General features: G+C 54.3%; 19 protein-coding genes. 11 read left to right on the top strand and 8 right to left on the bottom strand.

The window, feature by feature from the left end; genetic code table 11:
* The first annotated feature begins 2 nt into the window (after positions 1 to 2).
* The 4 genes from IEX40_RS05260 (at position 3) to IEX40_RS05245 (ending at position 5,258) form a co-directional block, all read left to right on the top strand.
* Positions 3 to 1,970, top strand: coding sequence for an ORC-CDC6 family AAA ATPase (locus IEX40_RS05260; RefSeq protein ID WP_188746065.1), 1,968 nt, complete (start codon positions 3 to 5; stop codon positions 1,968 to 1,970).
* Positions 1,971 to 2,000: 30 nt separating this feature from the next.
* Positions 2,001 to 2,888 (top strand): hypothetical protein, encoded by an 888-nt coding sequence (locus IEX40_RS05255; RefSeq protein WP_188746064.1) that lies wholly within the window; start codon positions 2,001 to 2,003, stop codon positions 2,886 to 2,888.
* Between the two features lie 5 nt (positions 2,889 to 2,893).
* The gene (locus IEX40_RS05250) at positions 2,894 to 4,201 is read left to right on the top strand and encodes an Eco57I restriction-modification methylase domain-containing protein (RefSeq protein WP_188746063.1); all 1,308 of its coding nucleotides are present in this window, start codon (positions 2,894 to 2,896) and stop codon (positions 4,199 to 4,201) included.
* Between the two features lie 523 nt (positions 4,202 to 4,724).
* Positions 4,725 to 5,258 carry a J domain-containing protein gene (locus IEX40_RS05245; protein ID WP_188746062.1) on the top strand — a complete coding sequence of 178 codons (534 nt, stop codon included), beginning with the start codon at positions 4,725 to 4,727 and terminating at the stop codon, positions 5,256 to 5,258.
* Between the two features lie 14 nt (positions 5,259 to 5,272).
* Here IEX40_RS05245 and IEX40_RS05240 read toward each other — a convergent pair whose 3' ends face one another.
* Entirely contained in the window at positions 5,273 to 6,004 is a 732-nt protein-coding gene (locus tag IEX40_RS05240; RefSeq protein WP_188746061.1) for a helix-turn-helix domain-containing protein, read from the bottom strand.
* Between the two features lie 165 nt (positions 6,005 to 6,169).
* Here IEX40_RS05240 and IEX40_RS05235 point away from each other — a divergent pair, with 165 nt between their 5' ends.
* From IEX40_RS05235 to IEX40_RS05210, 6 genes are all read left to right on the top strand, one after another.
* Positions 6,170 to 9,634 (top strand): acyl-[ACP]--phospholipid O-acyltransferase, encoded by a 3,465-nt coding sequence (locus tag IEX40_RS05235; protein ID WP_188746060.1) that lies wholly within the window; start codon positions 6,170 to 6,172, stop codon positions 9,632 to 9,634.
* A gap of 112 nt (positions 9,635 to 9,746) precedes the next feature.
* Entirely contained in the window at positions 9,747 to 11,057 is a 1,311-nt protein-coding gene (locus tag IEX40_RS05230; RefSeq protein WP_188746059.1) for a DUF2157 domain-containing protein, read from the top strand.
* Positions 11,050 to 11,607, top strand: coding sequence for a GDYXXLXY domain-containing protein (locus IEX40_RS05225; protein WP_188746058.1), 558 nt, complete (start codon positions 11,050 to 11,052; stop codon positions 11,605 to 11,607). The genes IEX40_RS05230 and IEX40_RS05225 overlap by 8 nt, the downstream gene beginning before the upstream one ends.
* 280 nt (positions 11,608 to 11,887) lie before the next feature.
* The gene (locus IEX40_RS05220) at positions 11,888 to 12,793 is read left to right on the top strand and encodes a helix-turn-helix domain-containing protein (protein ID WP_188746057.1); all 906 of its coding nucleotides are present in this window, start codon (positions 11,888 to 11,890) and stop codon (positions 12,791 to 12,793) included.
* Positions 12,794 to 12,994: 201 nt separating this feature from the next.
* Positions 12,995 to 13,378 carry a cytochrome-c oxidase gene (locus IEX40_RS05215; protein WP_188746056.1) on the top strand — a complete coding sequence of 128 codons (384 nt, stop codon included), beginning with the start codon at positions 12,995 to 12,997 and terminating at the stop codon, positions 13,376 to 13,378.
* 55 nt (positions 13,379 to 13,433) lie between these two features.
* Positions 13,434 to 14,267: a hypothetical protein gene (locus IEX40_RS05210; RefSeq protein ID WP_188746055.1), complete on the top strand. Its 834-nt coding sequence runs from the start codon at positions 13,434 to 13,436 to the stop codon at positions 14,265 to 14,267.
* 302 nt (positions 14,268 to 14,569) lie between these two features.
* Here IEX40_RS05210 and IEX40_RS05205 read toward each other — a convergent pair whose 3' ends face one another.
* The 3 genes from IEX40_RS05205 to IEX40_RS05195 form a co-directional block, all read right to left on the bottom strand.
* Positions 14,570 to 17,899 (bottom strand): autotransporter outer membrane beta-barrel domain-containing protein, encoded by a 3,330-nt coding sequence (locus tag IEX40_RS05205; RefSeq protein WP_188746054.1) that lies wholly within the window; start codon positions 17,897 to 17,899, stop codon positions 14,570 to 14,572.
* Positions 17,900 to 18,086: 187 nt separating this feature from the next.
* Positions 18,087 to 19,460, bottom strand: a complete 1,374-nt coding sequence (gene dsdA, locus IEX40_RS05200; protein ID WP_188746053.1) for a D-serine ammonia-lyase — start codon at positions 19,458 to 19,460, stop codon at positions 18,087 to 18,089.
* Positions 19,461 to 19,525: 65 nt separating this feature from the next.
* Positions 19,526 to 19,915 (bottom strand): group II truncated hemoglobin, encoded by a 390-nt coding sequence (locus IEX40_RS05195; protein ID WP_188746052.1) that lies wholly within the window; start codon positions 19,913 to 19,915, stop codon positions 19,526 to 19,528.
* 267 nt (positions 19,916 to 20,182) lie between these two features.
* Between IEX40_RS05195 and panB the strand changes: the two genes are divergently transcribed.
* Positions 20,183 to 20,968 carry a 3-methyl-2-oxobutanoate hydroxymethyltransferase gene (gene panB / locus IEX40_RS05190; RefSeq protein ID WP_188746051.1) on the top strand — a complete coding sequence of 262 codons (786 nt, stop codon included), beginning with the start codon at positions 20,183 to 20,185 and terminating at the stop codon, positions 20,966 to 20,968.
* A gap of 14 nt (positions 20,969 to 20,982) precedes the next feature.
* Here panB and IEX40_RS05185 read toward each other — a convergent pair whose 3' ends face one another.
* The 4 genes from IEX40_RS05185 to IEX40_RS05170 form a co-directional block, all read right to left on the bottom strand.
* Positions 20,983 to 21,471, bottom strand: coding sequence for a tetratricopeptide repeat protein (locus IEX40_RS05185; RefSeq protein ID WP_229680597.1), 489 nt, complete (start codon positions 21,469 to 21,471; stop codon positions 20,983 to 20,985).
* A 164-nt stretch (positions 21,472 to 21,635) separates the two neighbouring features.
* Positions 21,636 to 22,418 carry a peroxide stress protein YaaA gene (gene yaaA / locus IEX40_RS05180; RefSeq protein WP_188746050.1) on the bottom strand — a complete coding sequence of 261 codons (783 nt, stop codon included), beginning with the start codon at positions 22,416 to 22,418 and terminating at the stop codon, positions 21,636 to 21,638.
* Between the two features lie 155 nt (positions 22,419 to 22,573).
* A complete protein-coding gene (locus tag IEX40_RS05175; RefSeq protein WP_188746049.1) occupies positions 22,574 to 22,813 on the bottom strand; it encodes a DUF2789 domain-containing protein in 240 nt (79 codons plus the stop codon).
* 123 nt (positions 22,814 to 22,936) lie between these two features.
* Positions 22,937 to 23,209 (bottom strand): hypothetical protein, encoded by a 273-nt coding sequence (locus IEX40_RS05170; protein ID WP_188746048.1) that lies wholly within the window; start codon positions 23,207 to 23,209, stop codon positions 22,937 to 22,939.
* Positions 23,210 to 23,327 lie beyond the last annotated feature (118 nt).

Raw genomic sequence — 23,327 nt, 5'->3', positions numbered from 1 at the left:
ATATGACTAGTAAATCCCAATCGTTTCGTTCTGCTTTTACAACTAATAGAGCGGAAGAGCTAGGATTCGATGTATGGGATGACTTTGTCATTCCACTTTTCTTTGACGAGCTAGACCTTAAAGAGGCTAAAAAAGCAAGACGAATTGTCGGTGGTAGAGGGTGTGGAAAAACAATGCTGCTTCGATATTTTTCCCATCACTCTCAATTCTCTAAATCGAGAGAAGATATTAATGAAGATTCCCTTCTTAATATTGGACTTTATTGGAGAGCAGATACAAACTTTTTACCTATGCTTAATAAGCAAAAAGTAGATGAGGTAGACTGGGTTCTAGTTTTTAAGCACTATTTAACACTCAGTATATCTTTGGAAATATTAAAGAGCTTGAATAGTATCGCCACGAGTAGGTTAAACTGTTTCTCGATTGAAGACCTTGAGAGACTAAATTTCGATCATCTCACCGATTATGATGCTTCCTTTAAAGGAAGCTATAGTAATATTGTCAGGGTAATTAAGAAAAAAATTAGAGAATGTGAAAATGCAATATACAATCCTCCAACGTTGAAGGATCTTATAAAGATACCTGATTCTTTCGTGACAGATGGCCTAATCGATGAGATAAAAGCACAAATACCGTCTCTATCTAATACCATATTTTCTTTTTACATTGATGAATATGAGAACTTACTTGAATATCAACAAAAAACAATAAACACAAAGATAAAGCATGGAAGGGCTCCATTAATATTTCATATAGCAATGAAAGTTAATGGAATGAAAATTAATGAAACACTAGGGAATGAGAGTATTCAAGGTATTGCAGACTACAGAAATATAGACCTTGACGAATTCCTTTCAGAGAAATCAGATTTTGATTTGTTTGCGGCCGAAATACTTTTGCATAGAATATCTAAGAATTCCAAGCATATCGCTTTTGATAAAGAAATAATAAAAAGAGAAGGCTCTATTAATATAAGAAAAACAAACGAATATAAAACAAAAATAATAGATTCTGCAAAGAGAATACTGCCGGGCTATAGTTACAAAGAAATGGCTGATCAGGCTATTAAAAATGACAGAATAAGAAGTCGACTTCTGAAGGAGATTGAAAAGCATCTTAAAAATAAAAAGCCAGAACTAGATTTTGTATTTGATGACAACTTTCCTCAGGAAATTATCGTACTACCAGCGTTATTATCTAGGAATACTATTGATGCTAATCATGTCATTGATGAGTTCAACAAGTTAAGAGATGGCAAAAAATCAAAGTTTTCTGGTGATGGATCTTGGGTTTCAAATAATTTCGTTGGCTGTTATCTTAATTTATTTAGAGCATATGATCGACCTTGTCCTTTGTATGCAGGTTTTAACTCATTTGTGCGTTTAGCTAAAGGTAATATTCGACACTTTTTAGAACTTTGTAATGCAGCTGTACATAGATTTTCTAATGACTCTGAAAGCTACTCTATCCCTATTGAAGTTCAATCACTTGCAACTAGATCAGCAAGTGAAGATATACTAAATGAAGCACCGACGTACGGTGTGATGGGTAATAGAATACAAAAGTTCATCTACAACATTGGGCATATTTTTGAATATTCTCAAATGCGAAAAACGCAAAGTGAACCAGAAGTTAATCACTTTAGTATCAGAGGTGGATATTCAGGGTTAAGCGAAGACGATCAGAACTTTATTTTGGAAGCTGAAAAATGGGGTGTGGTTTATAAGGTAAAAAGTACTAAGGAAAAAGATCGATCAAACCCAGATTCTGTAGAGTGGGTTCTGAACCCTATTTATGCACCATTTTTCTTTATTAGTTTCAGAAAGAAAAGAAAGCTCGATATTTCTCCTGAGCAATTTAGAGTATTGCATTGTGGGTCAGATGAAGAAATAAAAGGGCTTGAACGATCTTTTAGATCAAAATGGGACCTGGATGATAATAATGTGCCACATAACTACACCCTTATTTAGAATTGGTTTTGTATTGATATGAAGCTAAAAATGTTCAAGTTTAATTCGATAGAAGAACTGATTGATGAAAATCGACGTTGGGATATTACTTTTTGTGGAAAAGCTATTGATGATAGAGGGAATATTTCATATAACTATGCAGAATCAAACTCTAGTTCTCTAGTTGCAATGGCATACAATGCCGATGATATGAGATTGGATGTTAATGGTGATACTGTTGAATGTTACGGTCTATCTGATTATATAAATCAGGTTTCATTTGATAGTGTTCTAATAGATGCCACAACTTTAGGTGTTCCAGAGCTGGCATTGTTATTACGCGTACTCTCAACTTTAAAAAAGAAAAAAATCTCTATTATTTATACTGAGCCAAAAGACTATAGAAAAAAAGAATCCCAAGTATTTGGTGGAAGAGTATTCAACCTTACAGATAAATTTAAAGGGTTTAGTGGCATTCCTACTATATCTAAGCGTCTAGACTTAGAAGAACCCAATGATGTTGTATTTTTTCTCGGTTTTGAAGGTCATAGGTTACAAACAGCTCTAGAAGAATTGAATATCGCATCTAGCGATTGCTCGTTATTTTTTGGTGTTCCTCCGTACAAACCTGGCTGGGAAATAGATGCATTTGAAAATAACATAAAGTATGTAAACGACAACGACTTAGATGGGAGAGTATATTTTTGCGGGGCTGATAATCCAGCAGCTGTTTTCTACGAACTAGATCAGCTACGTCGATCAATGCAAGATGAGTCACAGTTGACGGTAGCACCGATAGGTTCTAAGCCACATAGCTTAGGAGCATTGTTGTTTACAGCAGTTTTTAAAGATACAAATTTGCTGTATGATCACCCAATAAAAAGTCATGGTCGTAGCCAGTCTGTTGGCGCAGTACATATTTATGATGTTGTGTTTTAAATAATATGATTAAGCACTATACACCAGATCACTTGGTTTCAATTATTAGAAAGCACTTGCCTAAAAGAATAACTAGTATTCTCGAGCCGTCAGTTGGCAATGGAGCGCTAATTCATACTTTACCAGACCACAGAAAATCCCTATGTTCAATCACAGCCATTGATCAAAATGGTAATTGTATAGACTATATATCAAATGAGTTTGATAATAAGTTTAAAAATGTAAATTTTTTAAGAGCCGAATTTTTAAGTTGGTATGAAGAGAATAAAGAGCTTTATAAAGACACATATGATTTAGTGCTGATGAATCCCCCGTTTTCAGCAAAATTGAAAAGCTGGATTTATTTTGATGGAAGTAAACAACCTATAGAACTTGCTTTTTTGAAAGCAGCTATCCAACTATGTAAAAGCGGTGGCAGCATTATCGCAATTGTCCCAAAATCAATTATATCAAGTGAAAACAAACATTCTCATAGCTTTAGATCAAGTCTAATCAATCAGTATAGTGTTGAATATGTTTACGAGCTGGAGAGCTTCGATTTTCCTTCAATTGAAGGACAGTTTTATATTTTAGTTATAAAAAAATCTCAAAATTCGAGATCTATGGCGCTCATAGGTTCAGAAAATGACCGTATCATATTAAAAAAGAACTTTTTAAAAAACAGTAACTATAGGCTCGATTTTTCTTACCATGATTCTACTAGGATTTATAACTCAATAGTTTCGAGGATGGAACTGCCACTCACGAAAATACATGATCTTTTTGATATATACCGAGGTAGCAGTAATCTTCCTTTTAAAAATAGCATGATATTACACACAAGCTCTTATAAGGATGGGCACTGGAATCACGAAAATAGTAGTATAGCTAATAAAAACTCAGCATATGTTTATGCTAATAAAAATGATTTGATTTTGAAGAGAGTAGGTAGGAATTGCGTTTTAACTTTTGGAATCTACTTGCTGGAAAGAAGGCAGATCATATCTGACTGTATACTTATTTTAAGATCTAAGGGAATCGTAGATCCTATTGAGGCGCTATTTTCGATCCGCTCAATTTATGCCAATAGTCTAGGAAGAAAGCTGCTTCAAAAGGGTACGGGTGCACAGTATATAACTATAAATTCACTTGGGGAATTATTAATTCCTATTGGAGTGGATAAAAAATTCAATGACGAATTTTACAGATATAAAAAATTATGTTTAAAAAATGATTCTAGCGGTATGGAATACATTGAAAAGAGGTTGATGAAAAGAATTCTTAAAAATGATCATGATGATGGAAATATATATACTGATAATAATTTATTATGAAATTTAAAAATAATTACCTGTCGAAATATATCAATTATTTTTGAGATAGAGACTTTCATCCAAAATCGTTATTTTTACGAATTTTATAGTTTGGTTTCAATCTAAAAATTACAATATCCTGTTATTTTCGGCGGAGTTTGGGAGCAGAGTTACATTCTAATGCAATCTGAAAGACTGCTCAGGGTCGATAGCGACAGCCGAATTCGCTCCCCGCTAATGTCCACTGTATGCCGAAAAGCGGAGTTGAATATGCGTGCTCAGTGGCGGAAATTAGACTGGTCATTCATTTCCTCTAATCAGTCGATTCTCCAACCACCTCATAGCTATAGTCTCAGTTGCCCCATCATGTTCATCAAACACCAGGGCGGTTTTCTTCCTTTTGAATCAACTATCCCGCCAAGCTCTGCATGTGGCTGTAGAACGCCTAGCCGGGACAACTCCGAAGTTTTGGAGTCGTGCTAATGGCGTGCGTCTTGCAGCACACACTCAAACACCTACATCATCAAACAACTTAGGACAGCCTATGTCTGGTATCCCGCCATCTATCGAAGAGGAGTTCTGGATCATCTGGAACGGCGCTCTGGGTGTTGTCGATACCGTGACAATTGGCCGCGTCGAAGAGGACTCCGTAGGGCGGCAGGTCTGGCTGGACGAGCCTTACGATATGGTCGGGCCGATCAGTCTCAATGCGTTGGAGGCTGAGGGATATATAGAGTTTGCCGCCTGTGTTGTGATGTCGCGCCAACGCTGGCAAGAGGATCAGGTGGCGCTACGTCGGGAATCCCACAAACAACGCCGTGCGGCGCAGCAGCATATGTATGAGGCATTTGCGCGCTTTAATGCGCGTCGCGCGGAGCCTTCGCCTTTTGAACAGTACTCTGAGCGCAAGCACCGTGAATCGTTGAACCTGCCGGTAGAGGGCACGTTGGACTCATCCCAGATTAAAGCCGCCTATCGTCGGCTCGCGCAAAAGGCGCATCCGGACACGGGCGGTAGCCATGAGCAGTTTGTGCGGATTACCGAGGCGCGTGATGCGTTGCTGGCGCGTGCCTCCTGATAGGGCGCTACGAATCACTCCAGCCCCTTAAACAACCCATATCTCCACCCCCGAATCGCAATAATCACTGTCGCCCCATGACGCTGCTCGAACTCCAGCGCGACATCCTCCCGGTTGAACTCCTCGAACTCCCGCGCCAGGCGCTGCATGCGGCGTTGGAACGCCTGGTTGGATGATTTCGACAGCATGCCGTTGAGCACGATGAGGCTCTCGTCGTCGCCCTGGAAGCGGGTGCTGAAGTATTCGGCGGCGATGCGCTGCTGGAAGAACTGCTGGATCGGGCCGTTTTCGATCCAGTTGAAGTTGGGGGCGACCTTCAGCTTGATGCGGTTTTTCGGCAGCAGGTCGATGATCTGCAGCCGGTCCAGCCGGGCCAGCTTCTGGATGCAGGTGTGCTGGTCCAGCTGATGCACGCGCAGGATCTCCTCCAGCGTCCAGCGGTTAAGCACGCAGACGGTGATCAGCAGCAGGGTCAGGTCGGTGGCGATCTCGCGCTCCTGCTCGACGGTGAGGCGTTCGATTCTGCCCGCGTCTTCATCCATCTGCTTGACCAGATCGGAGATCTCCATGCCGATCAGCTGGCAGATCTCGTCCAGCCGGTCTAAGGATAACTGGTGGGTGGAGAAAAGGCGTTTGACGCTGGCTTCCGATAGCGCCAGTGCCTGGGCCACGTCGGCGTAGGTTCTGCCGCTGGCTTTCAGGGCGCGTTTGAGGGTGGCGATCAGGGCTTTGGTCTGTTTGGCCATCGGTCTGTCCGTCGCAGCTGTCTATCCGTGAAAAGGTAGCATAATACGATACCTTTTGATGCTTGAGATGCGACGTGTGCGATGAAGGTTGTGAATAGTTAGCGGTTATTCGACATTTGAGCGGTCTTTCATTTAAACCCCTTCACAAAATCGATGGAACCGGCCATGAAACAGCTCAGCGCTATAAAGGGATTTCTGCCCTATATCCTGGTGGTGTTTATCAACGCTTTTGTCGATCTTGGCCACAAGATCGTGATTCAGAACACCATCTTCAAAACCTGGGATGGCGAGACCCAGGTGATCCTGACCGCCATCGTCAACGGGCTGATCCTGCTGCCCTTTATCCTGCTGTTCACGCCGGCCGGTTTTCTGGCCGACCGCTTTCCGAAGCATAAGGTGCTGCGCTACGGCGCACTGGCGGCGGTGGCGGGCACTTTGCTGATCACGCTGAGTTACTTTAACGGCTGGTTCGAGATCGCCTTCGGCCTGACGCTGGCGCTGTCGATTCAGAGCGCGTTCTACTCGCCGGCCAAGTATGGTTATATCCGCGAGCTGGTGGGCGATGAGCGGCTGGCCGAGGGTAACGCCTGGGTGCAGGCGGTGACCATTGTGTCGATTCTGGCCGGTACCTTCCTGTTCTCGGCGCTGTTCGAGTACTACTACCAGCCCGTTTTTCAACAAGGAGCCACCTCTCCTGAAGCGATTGTCCGGGGTATCGCGCCGCTGGGCTTTATCCTGGTGGGGTTGGCGCTGATCGAATGGCTGGTCACCTACACTCTGCCGGCAAAAACGGCGGGTGACCGGGCCAAGCGGATCCAGCTGAACTACTACCTGCGCGGCAGCTACCTGCGGCATAACCTGAGGGCGATCCACTCCAGCCGGGCGATCTGGCTCTCCATCGTCGGTCTGTCGCTGTTCTGGGCGATCTCTCAGGTGGTGCTGGCGGCGTTTCCCGCCTATGCCAAGGCGACGCTGGCCGAGACCAACACGGTGGTGATTCAGGGGCTGCTGGCGGCCACCGGCATCGGCATCGTGATCGGCTCGGTGATCGCCGGGCGTCTCTCCCGCGCCTATATCGAGTTGGGCCTGATCCCGGCCGGTGCCATCGGTATCGCCGCCGCGCTGATGCTGCTGCCCTCGCTGCAGAGCGCCGCCAGCATCGGCGTGCTGTTCCTGCTGCTGGGTGTCTGCGGCGGCTTCTTTATCGTGCCGCTGAACTCGCTGATCCAGTACAGTGCGCCGGAGTCGAAGCTGGGTACGGTGCTGGCGGGCAACAACTGGGTGCAGAACATCTGCATGCTCGGTTTTCTTCTGCTTGCTGTGCTGTTCTCGCTGCTGGGCTTCAGCAGCAAGGGGCTGCTCTACCTGCTGGCGCTGACCGCTATCGGCGGCGCTATCTACACCCTCTACCAGCTGCCGCAATCGCTGGTGCGGATTGTGGTCGGTGCACTGATGAAGCGTGCCTACCGCGTCAACGTGATCGGCTTCGAGCATCTGCCGAAAGAGGGCGGGGTATTGCTGCTGGGTAACCATATCAGCTGGGTCGACTGGGCGATGGTGCAGATCGCCTGCCCGCGTGAGATCCGCTTTGTCATGGCGCGTAACTACTACGATACCTGGTACCTGAAGCCGTTCCTGAAGGCGTTCGGCGCCATTCCGATCAGCCCGGGCAACAGTCGCGATGCGCTGGCCAGCGTCAACGAGTCACTGAAGAAGGGCGAGGTGGTGTGCCTGTTCCCGGAGGGTGGCATCAGCCGCACCGGCCAGCTGGGCGAGTTCAAGTCCGGTTACGAACGCACCGTCGAGGGTGTGGAGAAGGGGGCAATTGTACCTTTCTACCTGCGCGGGCTCTGGGGTAGCCGACTGTCCCGCTCCCACAGCGAGAAGCTGCGCGAGAACACGGCCGGGGGCTCCAAGCGCAATGTGATCGTCGCCTTCGGCGAGCCGCTGCCGCTGGAGACCAGGGCCGAGCAGCTGAAACAGAAGGTGGCCGAGCTGTCGATCACCGCCTGGGAGGGCTATACCGCCCAGCTCGAGACCCTGCCGCTGGCCTGGTTGAAACAGGCGAAGTCCAATCTGCGTGCGATCAGCCTGATCGACTCTTCTGGAGGTGAGTACAGCAATGCCCGGGTGATTGCCGGCACCACCGCCATCGCCCAGGCGATGCGCAAGATCAGCCCGCGCAAAACGGAGCGGCAGGTGGGGCTGGTGCTGCCCTCCAGCGCCGGTGGCGTGATGGCCAACCTGGCGGTGATGCTGAACGGCCAGACCGCGGTGAACCTGAACTTCACCGCCGGGGTCGGTTCGGTGCAGGCGGCCATTGCAGCAAGCGAGATCCAGACCGTGTACACCTCCGCCCGTTTTGCCAAGAAGCTTCTCGCCAAGGGGATCGATCTGGAGGCGATGCTCGCCGGTACGCGGGTGGTCTACCTGGAGGAGCTGAAGGAGCGCATGAGCAGCGCCCGCCTGCTGAGCCATCTGCTGGCGGCGATCCTGCTGCCGGCAGACCTGCTCTATCGCCTGCAGGGCCGGGCGGTGGATCTGGAGGATCCCGCGCAGATCCTGTTCTCCAGCGGTAGTGAGGGCACACCCAAGGGTGTGGTGCTGACCCACCGTAACCTGATGGGCAACATCAAGCAGATCAGCGATGTGCTCAACACCCGGGGCGATGACGTGATGATGGCGACGCTGCCGCTGTTCCACTCCTTCGGCCTCACGGTGAACAGCCTGCTGCCGATGGTGGAGGGGATTCCGGCGGTGTGCCATCCGGACCCCACCGATGCGCTGAACGTGGCCAAGGCGATCTCGAAATATCGCGGCACCATCCTGTGCGGCACCGCCACCTTCCTGCGCCTGTACACCCGCAACCGCAAGGTGCAGCCGATGATGCTGGACTCCCTGCGCGTGGTGGTGGCCGGCGCCGAGAAGCTGACCGCCGATGTGCGCGATGCCTTCGAGCTGAAGTTCAAGAAGACCATCTACGAGGGCTACGGCGCCACCGAAACCGCGCCGGTGGCCAGCGTGAATATCCCCGATGCCATCGACCCGACCAGTTGGCGGGTGCAGAAGGGACAGAAGCAGGGCACTGTCGGTATGCCGCTGCCGGGCAGCTGCTTCCGCATCGTCGATCCGACCAGCTATGAAACCCTGGCGGTGGGCGAGGATGGCCTGATCCTGATCTCCGGCGGCCAGGTGATGCAGGGCTATCTGAAGGATGAGGAGAAAACCTCCGACGCGATCATCGAGCTGGATGGCCGCCGCTGGTACAAGACCGGCGACAAGGGCCATGTCGATGAGGACGGCTTCCTGACCATCGTCGACCGCTACTCCCGCTTCGCCAAGATCGGCGGCGAGATGATCAGCCTGGGCGCGGTGGAGGCTGCTGTACGTGAGGTTGTGGATAACGAGGAGATCGAGTTCGCCGCCACCAATGTGAAGGACGACAAGAAGGGCGAGCGGGTGGTGCTGCTGATCACCCCTGGCGGGGATCCTGAAACGCTACGCCAGCGCCTGATCGACCGCGGCACCAATCCGCTGATGATCCCCGCCGAGATTATCGAAGTGGATGCGCTGCCCAAGCTGGGCAGTGGCAAGATCGACTTTGCGGGGCTGAAGCGGCTGGCGGCTTGACTTAGGAATCTCTCACGAAGGCTCTAAGGCAGGAAGAGACGTTGCTCTCCCTACCGGACACGAGAGACAAAGATTTCAAACATTAACCCGAACATCTGAAGGCAGAATGGCCATGCGAATTCTACGATTGTTCAAGAAGGATCTGGCCCGAGAGGTGGGCGACTGGGTCGGCGACGGCCTGATCGAACCCGCCCAGGGTGAGGCGATCCTTGCGCGCTACGGTGCGCGGTTGGCAGACGGACGGGGCAGTTCGTTCGGCTATTATGTGCTGACGGCGCTGGCCGCGCTGTTCGCCGGGCTGGCGCTGATCCTGGTTCTGTCCCACAACTGGGACGAGATTCCGCGTATGGTGCGGATGCTGGGGCTGATCGGCGGCACAGTCACGATCAACCTGATTGGCGGCTGGCAGCTGCTGCGCGACCGTTATCGGACGGGTGTGCTCTGGTTGTTCTTCGGTGGCATCAGCTACGGCGCGTCGATCATGCTGATCGCCCAGATCTACCATCTGGGCGAGCACTACCCGGATGGCATCTACTGGTGGGCGCTGGGCGTGTTGCCGCTGCTGGTGCTGACCCGCTCGCGGCTGATCGCGCTGCAGGTGCTGACACTGGCCACGCTGTGGATGTTCAGCGAGGCCAAAACCGGTTTCTTCCCCGCCAGTTATCCACTCTTTGCCCTGGCCTGTCTGTGGCTGGTGTGGACGCAGAAGCATTCGGCGCTGATCTTCCTGGCGGCCCTGGCCGGGCTGGTGGCCTGGATCAACCTGCTGCTGGCCTGGGGTGCCGGCGACTGGTACCGCTACGATGCCTTCGCCGATCAGGTGCCGCTGACGGTGGCGCTGGGTCTGGTTCTGGCCGGCGCCGCCTGGTGGCTGATGCGCAGTAGCGAGCCGCTGATTCGGGACTACGGTCAGTTGCTGCACCTCTACCTGCTGCGCGGTGCCATCCTGACCCTGCTGATCCTCAGCTACACCGGCTTCTGGCGTGACCTGCTGCGCGGTGACTACCTGCTCGGTGTGTTCAACCCGCTACTGCTGGCACTGGCGACGATGGCCGGATTGGCGCTGGCGCGTCCCTCGGGGCGCAACGCCTCGGGGCCGTTGCTGGTCAACGGCGCCTTCTTCACGCTGGCGGCGCTGTGCGTACAGCAGCAGTGGCTGGATCCGCTGAGTCTGGCCGTGGCCACCAACCTGATGCTGGTGGTGACCGGTATCTGGCTGATCCGGCGCGGCGTCGAGGATGCCGTGACCCACTTCTTCTACACCGGTGTCGGCGTGCTGCTGCTCACCGCGCTGCTGCGCTATTTCGATCTGATCGGGGACTATATCGGCGGTGCGCTGCTGTTCCTGGTGGCGGCCGGGGTGCTGTTCGGTGCGGCACGCTTCTGGCGCGGACGACTGAATCAGGAGGCTGACCATGTTTGATCTGACCCTTAAGCCGATCTGGAGCAACAAGTGGCTGCTCGGCGCCGGTCTGGCGCTGACCCTGGTGCTGCAACTGGCGGTGCTGGGCACCGAATATCTCAGCTCGATCTGGCCGCTGAAGTATGGCCAGCCGGTACTGCTGAAAACTGAACCCATCGACCCGCGCAGCCTGTTCCGGGGCAACTATGTGCGGTTGAACTACAGCGTCTCCAGCATCGACAGCACGCTTGCGGCAGAGCCGTTCCGTCGCCATCAGGTGGTGTATGTGGCGCTACGACCGGAGGGGCGCTACCACGTGGCCGAGGCTCTGCTGCATGAGCCGCCGGAGCAGGGCCCGTTCATCCGCGGCCGGGTGCGTTGGGCCAGCAGCGAGTTTTACCGCATCGAGTACGGCATCGAGGCGTTCTTCATGCCGAAAGAGAAGGCGCTGGCGGCGCAATCGGCGGTGCGGGAGAGGGAGGCCTGGGCGCAGGTCTATCTGCTCGACAGCGGCCGTGCCGCCATCGCGGATCTGCTGTGCGAGGGCGGCTGCGACAAGTCTGTTCGGTAAATACCCGCACGGCTGCCGATATGCAGCCGTGTTTAAGATCTTTTTAAGTTTTACTGCACAGTTTTTACCGTTATGTTGAGTTTACGGGCTGTCCGGAAGGGAATACGTCAGATTAAACCGCAATACGAAGCTATGCGTATCGCGTGATCAATAGGTTAAGGGAGCTGGCCGGGTGACGTCATTACATCAGCAGGATTACGTTGGAACCTCTTTACAGAAACGCCCACCGGCGATGCGACTCTCCTCCAGGGAGATAACAGGACCCAACAGGCTTTCAATATTGCGTGAAACCCTGGGGCGTGAAGTATTGCGCGCCGATATAGTCGCGCAGAAGACGGACGCTCCGGTGTATTTCGAAGCAACCGCTGAGACGCTCGGGAAAGTTACCTTTACCAACTGGAGCGTGAGCTCGTTCCATGTCACGAGGGAGGGTAACCTGCTGAAGGATGGTTGTGACGATATCATCCTGTCGCTTTGCAGCTCCAAGCTTCATATGGGTACGGGCTGCAACACCTTTGATGTTGAGCCGGGCGGTGCGGTGATGATCTCCGCTGCAAGGGAATACTGGTCTCTGAATACCCTGCCCATTCATCACACTATTCTGCGGTTTCCTCGATCTGCCCTTGCCATGTTAGTGCCGCGACTTGGCGAGGCGCCGATAATGCATCTTCCCCGTTTTACACCGGGACTGAACCTGCTTTTCAACTATGCACGCTGCGCCTTTTCCGACGCGACATTAACGCCGGATATGAGTCGAAAAAGTGAGGCATACCTGCTCGAATTGATCGCCAGCCTGATTAACCCAAGTCATGAAGAAGCCGCTCAGTCAGATCCGGAGCAACTGGCTGACGCCCGCTTTGAGGCCATTAAACAGTCGATCCGAGCCAATCTTGCAAATCCAGGCTTCTCCCTTGAGGGGATCGCCCGGATGCATGGTCTCAGTCTGCGGCAGGTGCAACGTTTGTTCGCACGAGCGGGAGATCACTTCTCGGAATTCGTACGCAGAGAGCGACTTGTGCGTGCCTATACCACGCTGACTGACCCTGGCTTCGCCCGGCGGCAGATCATTTCCATTGCACTGGACAGCGGATTTCAGGACATATCCACCTTCAATCGCGCTTTTAAACGCCTTTTTGGCATCTCCCCCCGGGAAGCTCGCGAACACGCGCTCGCCAAGCATCGTTAACGCAGTTGTTACCGGCACGCTGACCCTCACATGTCGCCTGCTGCCTATTCCTCTGTCAGCAAATGCCCAGACAATAAAACGGCCGCTAGGTAGTCTGTCGGGGCACTGAAACCATACAAGAGATCGTGACTTTACACCTTCTCGGGGAGCCGGGAGGGCAAAGGTCTGGTGTTTTGTAACTAATTGAAGAGGAAGTAAAACATGTCCAATGAAACACTGCCTTCCCTGGCGGCGACACAGTTGAAAATAGCAGCCCTGTGGCTCCTGTTCGGCTTGGTAATGGGAATCGTCATGGCCGCCACGCATGACTTTAGGTTGAACGGCGTGCATGCCCATATCAACCTTCTCGGCTGGGCAACGCTGGCACTGACCGGCCTGGTCTATGCCAGTGTGCCGACCATGTTGAAGAGCCGCTTGGCCTACGGCCACTTCTGGCTACACAACCTTGGATTAGTCGTCATGATGACCGGGCTTGCTGCATTCAGGTTCGGCTTTGCGGCAGCCGAACCCCTTATTGCGGTGGGCGCTATCGCGACCACGCTGGGTGTCGCACTGTTCGTGCTTAACCTGTTCTATCGGGTTTGATCTGACAGCCAGGCCCAGCGCCTGGTTTTGTATGCTCCTGTCATGTGGTGAAACCATGTACAAACACCTTTTTTCTTCAGCATTACCTGCCACTGGAATGCTGTTGTTCCTGAGTGCCTTCGTTTCCGCCCCCTCTATAGGGGCGGATTTGCAGCCGGACCAGGTTCGGTTGGTTGACGCGCTGTTGAGAGATGCCGAACCCGAAATGCGCCCAATCCTGCGTCCGCAAATCGAGCGTTCAGTAGTCACGATGGGGCCTGTTGAAGTGGAGATGGTCCTGCTGCAGATAGAGAAAGAGTCTCAGTCGGAGCAGCAGATAGCGGGCGAAGAGCCTGAGCTGCACGCGACTGAAGAGGACCTGGCTTACAATCGAGCGCAATATGAAGCCTTTATGCGCAAGATCTGGCGCGTTCGAAAAGCGTTTGACGCGCATGTCGATACCGAGCTGCGAGAGCGATGCCCGGGGCGTGATGAATATGCTGTCTTTATCTCTGCAGCGCGGTATGAGTTACCCGGACTTAGCCACAGGCACACCACCTCCGACAGTATTGAGCCGGAACTGCTGTTTGCTAATGGATATGCGCCTCAGGATCAGCGCTATCAGTTTGATTTTTCCCGGTTGCGCGTTAGCTTCAATAAGCAGAAGGTTTCTGAACTTATTAACAGGGCCTGTGCTGACTGGACGGTACAAGCGGTAGAGTTTAAGCGGGAGTTAGATGAGCTCGTAAAAACGAATCAGACAGAACTCGCACATGACACTCAGCGAGCAAGAGCAAAGCAGCTAGCCGATACCATCGTTAATAAACTTGAAGAAGCGCTCAAAAACGAAGCGCCTTCTGGCAACGATGAGGTGATGTTGGTGCTCATGAGTCCACAGCCTGCAGGCTGACAAGTTATATCGTTTTACGTCGCGTCGGCGGCGGTCAGGTGAGTGGTGGAGTGCCGGTAAAACCACCTTGATCCGTCTTGCCGTCGCGCTTTTAGACTCTCCCTGTATAAAACGAGATGTTATTCATATAGGGCAGCAGTCTACGAACTGGTTTTGACTTTTCCCCGTCGTGACTTTTTCCTTTGCGAATGTTCCCTTTGCGAATTTTCCCGTTGTGACTTTTCTCAACCGCCACCAGAGAGGAGACGGCTGCATTGAGCTTCTAGTTGGGTTGTTGAGAAGGTGCCCCTTCTCGCCTGTGGTTAAAACAGCACATTGAGGCTGGCGCTGAGGCCCTGGTCGGTGCTATCCGAACTGAAGCGGCCAGTGTATCCAAGGTTGAACTTGGCGTGTTCAGTGAGATGCGCATCGAGTGCAAGATCCAGTGTCAGCGCGTTACGGCTATATGGAGCCCCTTTGACGAAGAACGCATCGCCACCCTCAAAACTTTGCTTAACGGTCGGTCTGCGGTCACCGAACGCATGATCCCACCCGATCAAGCTGTGGAGCAGGGCGTTTGTGGCACCCATGTTCACCGCGGTTTCGGCACGCAGGCCCAGTTTACCGATGTTGATGCTTTCGTTATCACCGGCAGTCCTGAGTGCTGCTGAGCCACCAATTTCAGTGAAGCTCTCCGTATCAAGCTTTACGTAAGCCAGACCTGCGAAAGGTTCGAAGTGCAGGTTACCACTGTCCAATCTGTACGCCGCTTCAGTGAAAACCTGAACGGTGGTGGCATCGTATGATGCGGAGAGCGCGTCGGAAAAGCCGGTAAATGCCACCTTGCGATCGGTAGCGACATCATGCCATCCATGGGCTATGCCGCCTTTGAGCGATAGTGCATTCCAGGAACTGCCGCCGTAGACGCCCAGTGTGTAGGTATCCACTGCGCCGGATGAGGCCAGGTTATCCACCTGAATGTCGGCATGGCTGTAACCGCCCATAAGACCGAGGCGAGTGTTGTCGGCAACCAGAACGTCGCTGCCGATAAAGAAGCCGCCGATATCCCGTTCCAGTTTCGCAGCGTTGCCATCGCTATCCCAGTGTCCCCACGAGCCGAAACCGTACCCCCAAGAGGAGGCGCTATCCGTAATGGGATGTTCCACTAGGCCTGTCTGAGTGGCGCGAACACCCCCAGTCCCAGAGCGAAGCCTGTCAAATGCAGCGGCTCGCGAGAAACGGCTGTCCTCAATGAAAGATGTTTTAGCCGACGCATGAATTTCCCCCGAAAGCTGATCCAGAGCATCCGCCGCAGCAGTCTCGGACAGGTTCAACACTGCGGTGTACAGACCGCCTGTGCCAAGCGAAAAGACGCCGTCGCCAGTTGCACACTGATTTGTGCTCATGTCACTTGAGCAGAAACCACCTGCGGCTAGGGCTGATGTCAGCAGAACATTGTTGGCATCATAAGAGAGAGAGAAATCAAGAAAGGCAAAATCGTCGCTCAGGGTATCGAAGGTACCGGTGATACCTCCGGTTGCCGTCAGGATGGTGTAGGTGCCGGGCGTGTAGGTTGTTCCGTCGTCAGTGCCGTTCTCCGCCAGCACATGAACCCTGCCGCCATTGAGGGTGGCCGTGCCACTGGCATCGATGAGATCGTTATTGGCGCCCGCGACGAAGCCGCCGTCATTAAGCTCTACCTCATAGATCGATCCAGCATTGAACGTGAGATCGGTAACGTTCATGGTGCCGACGGAGTTACCCGGTGCTACACGGGAGCCGTTAGTGACATTAAGTGCGCCCATATTGCCTGTGCCACCCAGTGTCCCTCCGGCCATCACAATGTTGCCATTGCTGATATCACCATTCACATATAGGCGGCCTCCGGCGACGTTGACGGTACCGGCGAAGCCGGAAGTATCGCCCGAGAGCGTCGTTACTCCCGCCACCTGATTGATGGAGGCGGTACCGGTTCCGCTGACAATTTTGGATGTGAGCGGGTAGTTTTCATCGGTGTGGTTGAAGTTGAGCGATCCGCTCCCTGCGCCGAATTCAATCGTGTCAGCAATGGCCAGCGTTCCGGCTGCCACAGCCTGCTTGCCCAAAGCGGCACCGATATTGACCGCGCCGGTGCTTGAGATCGCCTGGGCGATTTTAAGTTTGGCTGCAGTGCTAACCTCGGCGCCGTTGGAAACGGACAGCGAGCCGTCACCCGAGGCGCCGATGATCAGGTCATCCGTATTGGTCCATTTCGAGTTGGCACCATCCACGCTGACTGCACCTGTACCATCCGGGCCGTTGCCGACATATGCCAGGTAGCTCGAGACGCTGCTGCCGCTGTGGATGTTCAGTGCTGCGGTGCCGCCATCGGCGACGAAGAGCCGCTTGCCGGGATCGATACTCCAGGTACCACCGTTGCTTAGGGTTACTGTGCCCTGACTCGACGTACCCAAACCGATAGTGGCATCAGCAGAGGAGTGGACCTGGCCCCCGTCACTTATATTGAGAGTACCGGTGCCATTGTCGCCAACACTGATTAGCGCGGCATCGAGGAGGGCATTGGCACCCGCAACATTCACGCTTCCTTTCCCACCGTTAAAATGTCCGATCGACAATCTGCTGTTCGCGTTCGCCGTATCCACCGTGCTGTAAGCGCCAACATTGAGTGTGCCATCACCCTGCACACCAACCTTGAACGCCCCTGTCGTGGTCAGTTTCGACGTATTGGATGATGTGCCGGAAATGTTCAACGTACCGGACGAGTTAGACGCGACACCCAACTGAATCGCGTTGCTGGTGGCATCGCCGGTCTGAGAAACGCTTTCGAGTTCCGCTCCGTCGGTAATGGTGACCGTGCCGTTTCCGTTACTGCTGGCGCCAAGGTCAATGGAGTTGCCGGAGTTTCCCCAAACGGTGCCGGCGCCGGTGAGGTTAACCGAGCCGTCTCCGGCGAAACCGACGTAGGCGCCTTTACGCGTTGTGATCACACTCCCGGTATCGGCATTTAGAGAACCCGATCCGGCAAAACCGACCAGCATAGTATCCTTCGATGAGAGGGTGCTGTTGCCGCTCATATTGACGGCTCCGGTCGCACCCGCCTGACTGCCGATGATAAAGCTGCCCGCTGATTCGGCTTCCGCATCATGCAGAAGATCGAGCTGCCCATCACTGGAGTTACCGACAACGAAAATAGTATTGGCGCCGATGTAGGTCTGAACCCCGTTCACTCCCCCATCGCCCTGTACCAATAAGGTCGCAAGGCCGGTTGCGCCGGAACCTATGGCCACAGTGTTGGCAAGCAAGCCCGCATTGTTGCCATTGCCGTCATAACTGATCGTCAGTGTCGCCGCGCCGCCGTTGTCGCCGACTGATAGCGAGTTGAATGTGCCGGGCGCACTGACAAGGTCGGTTTGAAGCACCGGGGCATTCACTGTCGCATTAATGCGGAGATCGGCCGCCGCTATCGGGGTAGAGTTGTTGCTCCAGTTGGCATTGTCTGTCCAGTCGGAATCCTGTGTTCCCGTCCAGCTATCTATAGCCAGAGCCATGCCTGGTGTCATCAGCGCTGCAGCGACCAGTAGCGAGGCCGAGCGAGGCCAGTGGAGATGCGGTGGTTGAAGCGCTTGCTTACGATCAGAAGCAGATATTGTCATCTTATCCTCTTGAAACAATTGGAATTATTGATCAATGCAAGGATAAGAATTGGGCAAACAAATTCTCCGCACCTACTGACATGGGAGTTGGCATGTCATGACATGGGCGCAGTCGTTAGGGTGTGCAAGGCAGGGGCCGTGCCGCCATCGCGGATCTGCTGTGCGAGGGCGGCTGCGACCGATGAGGTTACTTAAGTTGCTTCTGGCTGAACTGCTCGAGCGCCTGTGTGCCCAGCGCGTAATACTTGGCCATCTCCTGCTCCGGCACCATGTTGCCGCCGGTGGCCCAGGCGATATGGGTAGCATTGCGCAGCGTCGATGCCAGGCCCAGCGCTTCCAGCGTCTCCTGGCTGGCGTTCATCAACCAGGCGAACCCCGGCAGGCCAGCCGTGGCGGAGGGCTCTACCGCGAGCTTTTCACTGTCGCTGAGCAGGGTCACCAGCGCGTACATCCGCTCGTCGCTGAGGGTGTAAATACCGTCGAGCAGGGGTTCCATGATCTTGCCGACGAAAGCCGAGGCACGGCCGACCGCCAGCCCGTCGGCGCAGGTCAGGTTGTCCAGGCCGATATCCTGCACGCTGATATGGTTGTGCAGCCCGGAGTGCATGCCCAGCAGCATGCAGGGGGAGTGGGTCGGCTCGGCGAAGAAGCAGTGCACGGCATCGCCAAATACTTGCTTGAGGCCGAAGGCGATACCGCCGGGGCCGCCGCCGACCCCGCAGGGCAGGTAGACGATCAGCGGGTGCTCAGCGTCCACCGGGATATTCTGTGCCGCCAGTTGCTGCTTCAGGCGCAGCGCGGCAACGCTGTAGCCGAGGAACAGCGAGGTGGAGTCCTCGTCGTCGATAAAGTGGCAGCCCGGCGTATTCAGCGCCTCCTGTCGCCCCTGTGCCACCGCGACGCTGTAGTCGGATTGGTGTTCGACCACGTTCACGCCCTTCGAGCGCAGCAGCGCCTTTTTCCACTCCCGCGCATCGGCGGACATATGCACCGTCACCCTGAAGCCGAGCTTGGCGCTGATGATGCCGATGCTGAGCCCCAGGTTCCCGGTGGAGCCGACGGCAATGCTGTGCCGGGCAAATAGCTGGCGGAAGGGCTCGGAGGCAAAGTCGCTGTAATCGTCGTCGGCGTTAAGCAGACCATGCTCAAGCGCCAGTTGCTCCGCATACAGCAATACTTCATAGATGCCGCCGCGGGCCTTGATCGAGCCGGAGATTGCCAGGTGGCTGTCGCACTTGATCAGCAGGTTGTCCGGCACGTCGCTGTGCAGAAACTCGGCGATCAGCTTCGCGCCCCTGTCCGCACGGACAAGATCCGATTCGATGATGCCGCCGCGTGCGGCGGTTTCCGGAAAGGCGACCGAGAAGTAGGCGGCGAACCGCTCCAGCCGTGCCGAGGCGTCCTCGATATCGGTATAGCTCAGTGGCAGCTGCTGCTTCACCCTGTCGAACGCGCCGCGCCTGGGGTTTATCCACAGCTGTTCGCGGCATTGCCGCAGGTTGGCCAGTACCGGATCGTCGCTTGCACCGGCGATCCAGTCGTCAAAGGGGGAGGGTGCCATATTCCTAACCTAGATCTTCACAGTGAACAGGGTAGGAGATTAGACCAGAAAACGGCGCCCGACACTCAGCGGTTGCGCACCATATCCGCAATCGCGAACAGCGGCGCCTTGAGCATCTCACGTAACTGGGGTTCCACTTCGACCGCTTCCAGTGCTTTGTGCATGCACAGTAACCACTGGTCGCGCTCCGATTCGCCGATGGCATAACCCTTGTGTGGGCCGGTCATGCAGACGCTGCCATATTTTTCGGCATAGATCTGCGGGCCGCCCAACCAGCCGATCAGGTATTCAGCCAGGCGCTCCCGCATCGGGTTCAGGTCGGCCTTGTGCATGGCGCGGATGCCGGCAGCTTCCGGCAGGCTGTCCATGATGTCGTAAAAGGCGTTGGTCAGCTCGCGGATCTTCTGTTCACCGAGCACTTCGTACGGAGTTGAGTAGGCTGAGTAATCGGTCATGGCCAGGTTTCTCTCGTCGTTATTATCGTGGGAGCCCGTAACGGGAACTCTTGGAGTGTGTCGTCAGGGCAGATGAGCAGCAAGGCTCCGGGAGTGCGAATTGGGGGCGATACTGACGCCGGTCAAGGTTCCGTCATATCCCGGTAAGGGGGTTATGCTGCACTGCCGTAAGACTAAAGTCTAAAAACGCCGCAGGTGCAGTTTTCACTACACTGCACCTCCCCCTTAGGGAACTCACTTACAGGACTGAATAACAGGAGTCCGGTTATGAAACTGAGCGCAAGCGACTTCATCCAGCGCAAGGGAGTTAAACCGATCCCGATGCTGACCGCCTATACCTGCCCGGTTGCCCGCGGCATAGAGGAAGCCGGTGTACCCGTGATCCTGGTTGGTGATACGGTGGGCATGGTTGAGATGGGGTTCGACAGCACACGCGACGTGACCATCGAGCATATGGAGTACCACATCGGCGCGGTTCGCCGCGGAGCCAAGGAGACCCATATCATCGGTGACCTGCCCTATCTGACCGATGCCAATCCGGAGATCGCGCTGGCCAGTGCCAAGCGTCTGATGGCTGCTGGCGCCGACAGCATCAAACTGGAGGGTGGAAAGCTCGATGTGATCGAGCATCTGGTTGCCAACGGCATTCCAGTGGTGGGGCATACCGGCCTGACGCCGCAGACCGCCGAGAGCTTCAAGAAGGTGGGTAACACCAGCGAGGACGCTCAGCGCATCATCGATGAAGCCTTGGCGATCCAGGAAGCAGGCGCGTTCATGCTGGTGATCGAGCATGTGCCGGCGGCGCTGGGCCTGACGATCACCCAGTCACTGCGCATCCCCACCATCGGTATCGGTGCCGGCCCCGACTGCGATGGCCAGGTGCTGGTGGTCAACGACGCCATGGGCCTGGGCGACTACTGGCCGCCGTTCTCCAAGCAATACGCCCACGCCAGCAAGATTATCCTGAAGGTGGCGAAGGAGTTTGCCGCCGAAGTGGAGACGATGGAGTTTCCCAACAATATCCTGCAGTTCACCGGTACGGGACGGCGCTAAGGCGACGCCCTGTACTAGTCGTTGGCAGCGCCGATCTTTTCAAGGTAGGTGGCTGCCTCCTCCATCCCTTCGTCGGCGGCGCGCTGCAGCCAACCGATGCCGGCCTCCCTATCCTGATCAATGCCGATTCCTTCGTAGAGCGCTACACCGTAGTGGTATCGGGCCAGGGTCGAGTATCCGGCCTCGTCATCGGTATGTGCCCCCCTCTTCATCAACTGGGTGGCGTACTCCAGATTCCGGGGGACCCCAACACCGGACTCATATATCTGTGCAAGCCAGATCATCGAATAGACATCGTTCCAGCGCTCGATACAGTCTTCGAAGATCTTGATGGCGGCGGTATGGTTGCCGGTTTTGTCAGCCACATATCCGTAGAGGCATTTGAGCCGTTTATCGGACTCTATATAGGATTCGTAACTTAAATCGCTGGTGTCGAGCTCTGCCGCGCCTACCTGGAAAGCAAGGCTCAATGCGAGCGGTATCGATAGCATGATTCGATGCATGGGGTGCCGGTCCTGTGTTTTTGTTCTGGTCCTTGGGGAGAGCGGTTATGTGTCCGCTGACTACAGAACAACCTTAGACACAGGATCCGGGTTCGGGGATGGTACTTTAGAACAGATTTTATACAGTTGGCCGCGCGTATCCGCGCGCGACCGATAACTGACGGCTACTTCTCCGGCGGTGCGTCGCGCAGGAACACCCAGTTATCCCCCTGGGAGTGCTCGGGGCTGAAGTAGTAACCCTCCAGATCGAACGCCTGCAACGCGTCCGGCTCGTCTATGCGGTTCTCGATGATGTAGCGGCTCATCAGCCCGCGCGCCTTCTTGGCGTAGAAACTGATGATTTTGTACTGGCCGTTCTTCAGATCCTTGAACTCGGGGGTGATGATGCGGCAGTTCAGCGCCTTGGGTTTGACCGACTTGTAGTACTCGTTGGACGCCAGATTGACCAGCACCGGGTTGGCCTGTTCGGCGAGCTCCGCCTGCAGCGACTCGGTGATGATATTGCCCCAGAACTGGTACAGGTTGTCGCCACGGCCGTTCTTCAGCTTGGTGCCCATCTCCAGACGGTAGGGCTCCAGCAGGTCCAGCGGGCGCAGCACGCCGTAGAGGCCGGAGAGGATGCGCAGGTGCTGCTGGGCGAACTCGAACTCCTCGGCGCTGAACGTCTCGGCTTCTAGTCCGGTATAGACATCGCCCTTGAACGCCAGCACCGCGGGGCGGGCATTGTCCAATGTGTGCTCCGCACTCCAGCTCTCGTAGCGTGCCACGTTTAGGCTGGACAGCTTGTCGCTCAGCTTCATCAGCTCGGCGATATCCTGTACCGCCAGGGTACGCAGCTGGTCGATCAGCTCAGCCGAATGTTCCAGAAAACGCGGCTGGGTGTGCTTGTCGGTGGCTAGCGGCGACTCGTAATCGAGTGTCTTGGCGGGCGATATCAGCGTCAGCATCTTGGTCGGGCCTGAGTCTTAAGTGTGTGAAGCCCTCGATAATACCCAACCTGGCAGGTAGGCAAAAGCGCAAGCGTCCGATCGGGGGAGAAGAGTGCAGGGTGCATCCACAGGCTCTGCCTGCACTCTAACAGCGGTTGGGTACAGGTGAGGTTTCAGTGCGTGCTGCGCAGGCGGCTGCTGAGCTCGTCAACGACTTCAGCCCAGTCGGAATCGGAGTAGATCGCCTCCTTCAGGAAATCGGCCTGAGAACTGCTCCAGAAGGTGGCCTGATGCAGAGGGATATCCTGGGTAAACAGGCGGTGGGTCGCGATAAAGCGCTCGATCTCCACAGTCGTACTGGGCAGTCCCAGCTGGTCGAACAGCGTATTCAGCGTATGGGTACTGGTATCCATTGGTCTCCTCCTTGGTTGCTAGACAAAACACAGGAGTCTCGTCGCGCAACACAACGCCGTCGCGGTGTGTGCGGCTGAGTTAAGTATGGTGTCAGTTACCGAGCTGTCAAAGATCGCACGGCCTCAGCCGTTGCGTTTGGCATACCATTGCTGAGCAAGCACGCAGAGCAGGGCGCCCACCACCACCAGTGCCGAGTTGAGCAGCGCGGGGCTGTCTTCGCCGAGCAGACTGATCAGCGCCCCGGCGAACAGCAGGCCACCCAACATGCAGAACAGTGCCACCAGCAGCGTGTGGGCGATCTGGCCTGCGGAGCGCTGGCGCTGGCGTTTCAACAGGATGCCGGCGGGCAGCAAAAAAGCGGCCAGTGTTACCAGGGAGGGGAGCAGGTCGGACATTGTTATTCTCGTCTGATTACCGAATCTCTGTTGTATCACCGCAGCGGCACGGGAGCTACCCGCCATTGGTCAAAGCCCGGGCGAGTTCGTGTATGATATCTGGCCTTAAAACGCCAAG

Source organism: Marinobacterium zhoushanense (assembly GCF_014641945.1).
Taxonomy (GTDB): Bacteria; Pseudomonadota; Gammaproteobacteria; order Pseudomonadales; family Balneatricaceae; genus Marinobacterium_D; species Marinobacterium_D zhoushanense.
This window is presented reverse-complemented; position numbering and strand designations above follow the sequence as displayed.

What these genes read in the sequence shown, in the direction of transcription:
- IEX40_RS05260 (WP_188746065.1), top strand. Translation starts at nt 3, where the DNA reads ATGACTAGTAAATCCCAATCGTTTCGTTCTGCTTTTACAACTAATAGA.
- IEX40_RS05255 (WP_188746064.1), top strand. Translation starts at nt 2,001, where the DNA reads ATGTTCAAGTTTAATTCGATAGAAGAACTGATTGATGAAAATCGACGT.
- IEX40_RS05250 (WP_188746063.1), top strand. Translation starts at nt 2,894, where the DNA reads ATGATTAAGCACTATACACCAGATCACTTGGTTTCAATTATTAGAAAG.
- IEX40_RS05245 (WP_188746062.1), top strand. Translation starts at nt 4,725, where the DNA reads ATGTCTGGTATCCCGCCATCTATCGAAGAGGAGTTCTGGATCATCTGG.
- IEX40_RS05240 (WP_188746061.1), bottom strand. Translation starts at nt 6,004, where the DNA reads ATGGCCAAACAGACCAAAGCCCTGATCGCCACCCTCAAACGCGCCCTG.
- IEX40_RS05235 (WP_188746060.1), top strand. Translation starts at nt 6,170, where the DNA reads ATGAAACAGCTCAGCGCTATAAAGGGATTTCTGCCCTATATCCTGGTG.
- IEX40_RS05230 (WP_188746059.1), top strand. Translation starts at nt 9,747, where the DNA reads ATGCGAATTCTACGATTGTTCAAGAAGGATCTGGCCCGAGAGGTGGGC.
- IEX40_RS05225 (WP_188746058.1), top strand. Translation starts at nt 11,050, where the DNA reads ATGTTTGATCTGACCCTTAAGCCGATCTGGAGCAACAAGTGGCTGCTC.
- IEX40_RS05215 (WP_188746056.1), top strand. Translation starts at nt 12,995, where the DNA reads ATGTCCAATGAAACACTGCCTTCCCTGGCGGCGACACAGTTGAAAATA.
- IEX40_RS05210 (WP_188746055.1), top strand. Translation starts at nt 13,434, where the DNA reads ATGTACAAACACCTTTTTTCTTCAGCATTACCTGCCACTGGAATGCTG.
- IEX40_RS05205 (WP_188746054.1), bottom strand. Translation starts at nt 17,899, where the DNA reads ATGACAATATCTGCTTCTGATCGTAAGCAAGCGCTTCAACCACCGCAT.
- dsdA (WP_188746053.1), bottom strand. Translation starts at nt 19,460, where the DNA reads ATGGCACCCTCCCCCTTTGACGACTGGATCGCCGGTGCAAGCGACGAT.
- IEX40_RS05195 (WP_188746052.1), bottom strand. Translation starts at nt 19,915, where the DNA reads ATGACCGATTACTCAGCCTACTCAACTCCGTACGAAGTGCTCGGTGAA.
- panB (WP_188746051.1), top strand. Translation starts at nt 20,183, where the DNA reads ATGAAACTGAGCGCAAGCGACTTCATCCAGCGCAAGGGAGTTAAACCG.
- IEX40_RS05185 (WP_229680597.1), bottom strand. Translation starts at nt 21,471, where the DNA reads ATGCATCGAATCATGCTATCGATACCGCTCGCATTGAGCCTTGCTTTC.
- yaaA (WP_188746050.1), bottom strand. Translation starts at nt 22,418, where the DNA reads ATGCTGACGCTGATATCGCCCGCCAAGACACTCGATTACGAGTCGCCG.
- IEX40_RS05175 (WP_188746049.1), bottom strand. Translation starts at nt 22,813, where the DNA reads ATGGATACCAGTACCCATACGCTGAATACGCTGTTCGACCAGCTGGGA.
- IEX40_RS05170 (WP_188746048.1), bottom strand. Translation starts at nt 23,209, where the DNA reads ATGTCCGACCTGCTCCCCTCCCTGGTAACACTGGCCGCTTTTTTGCTG.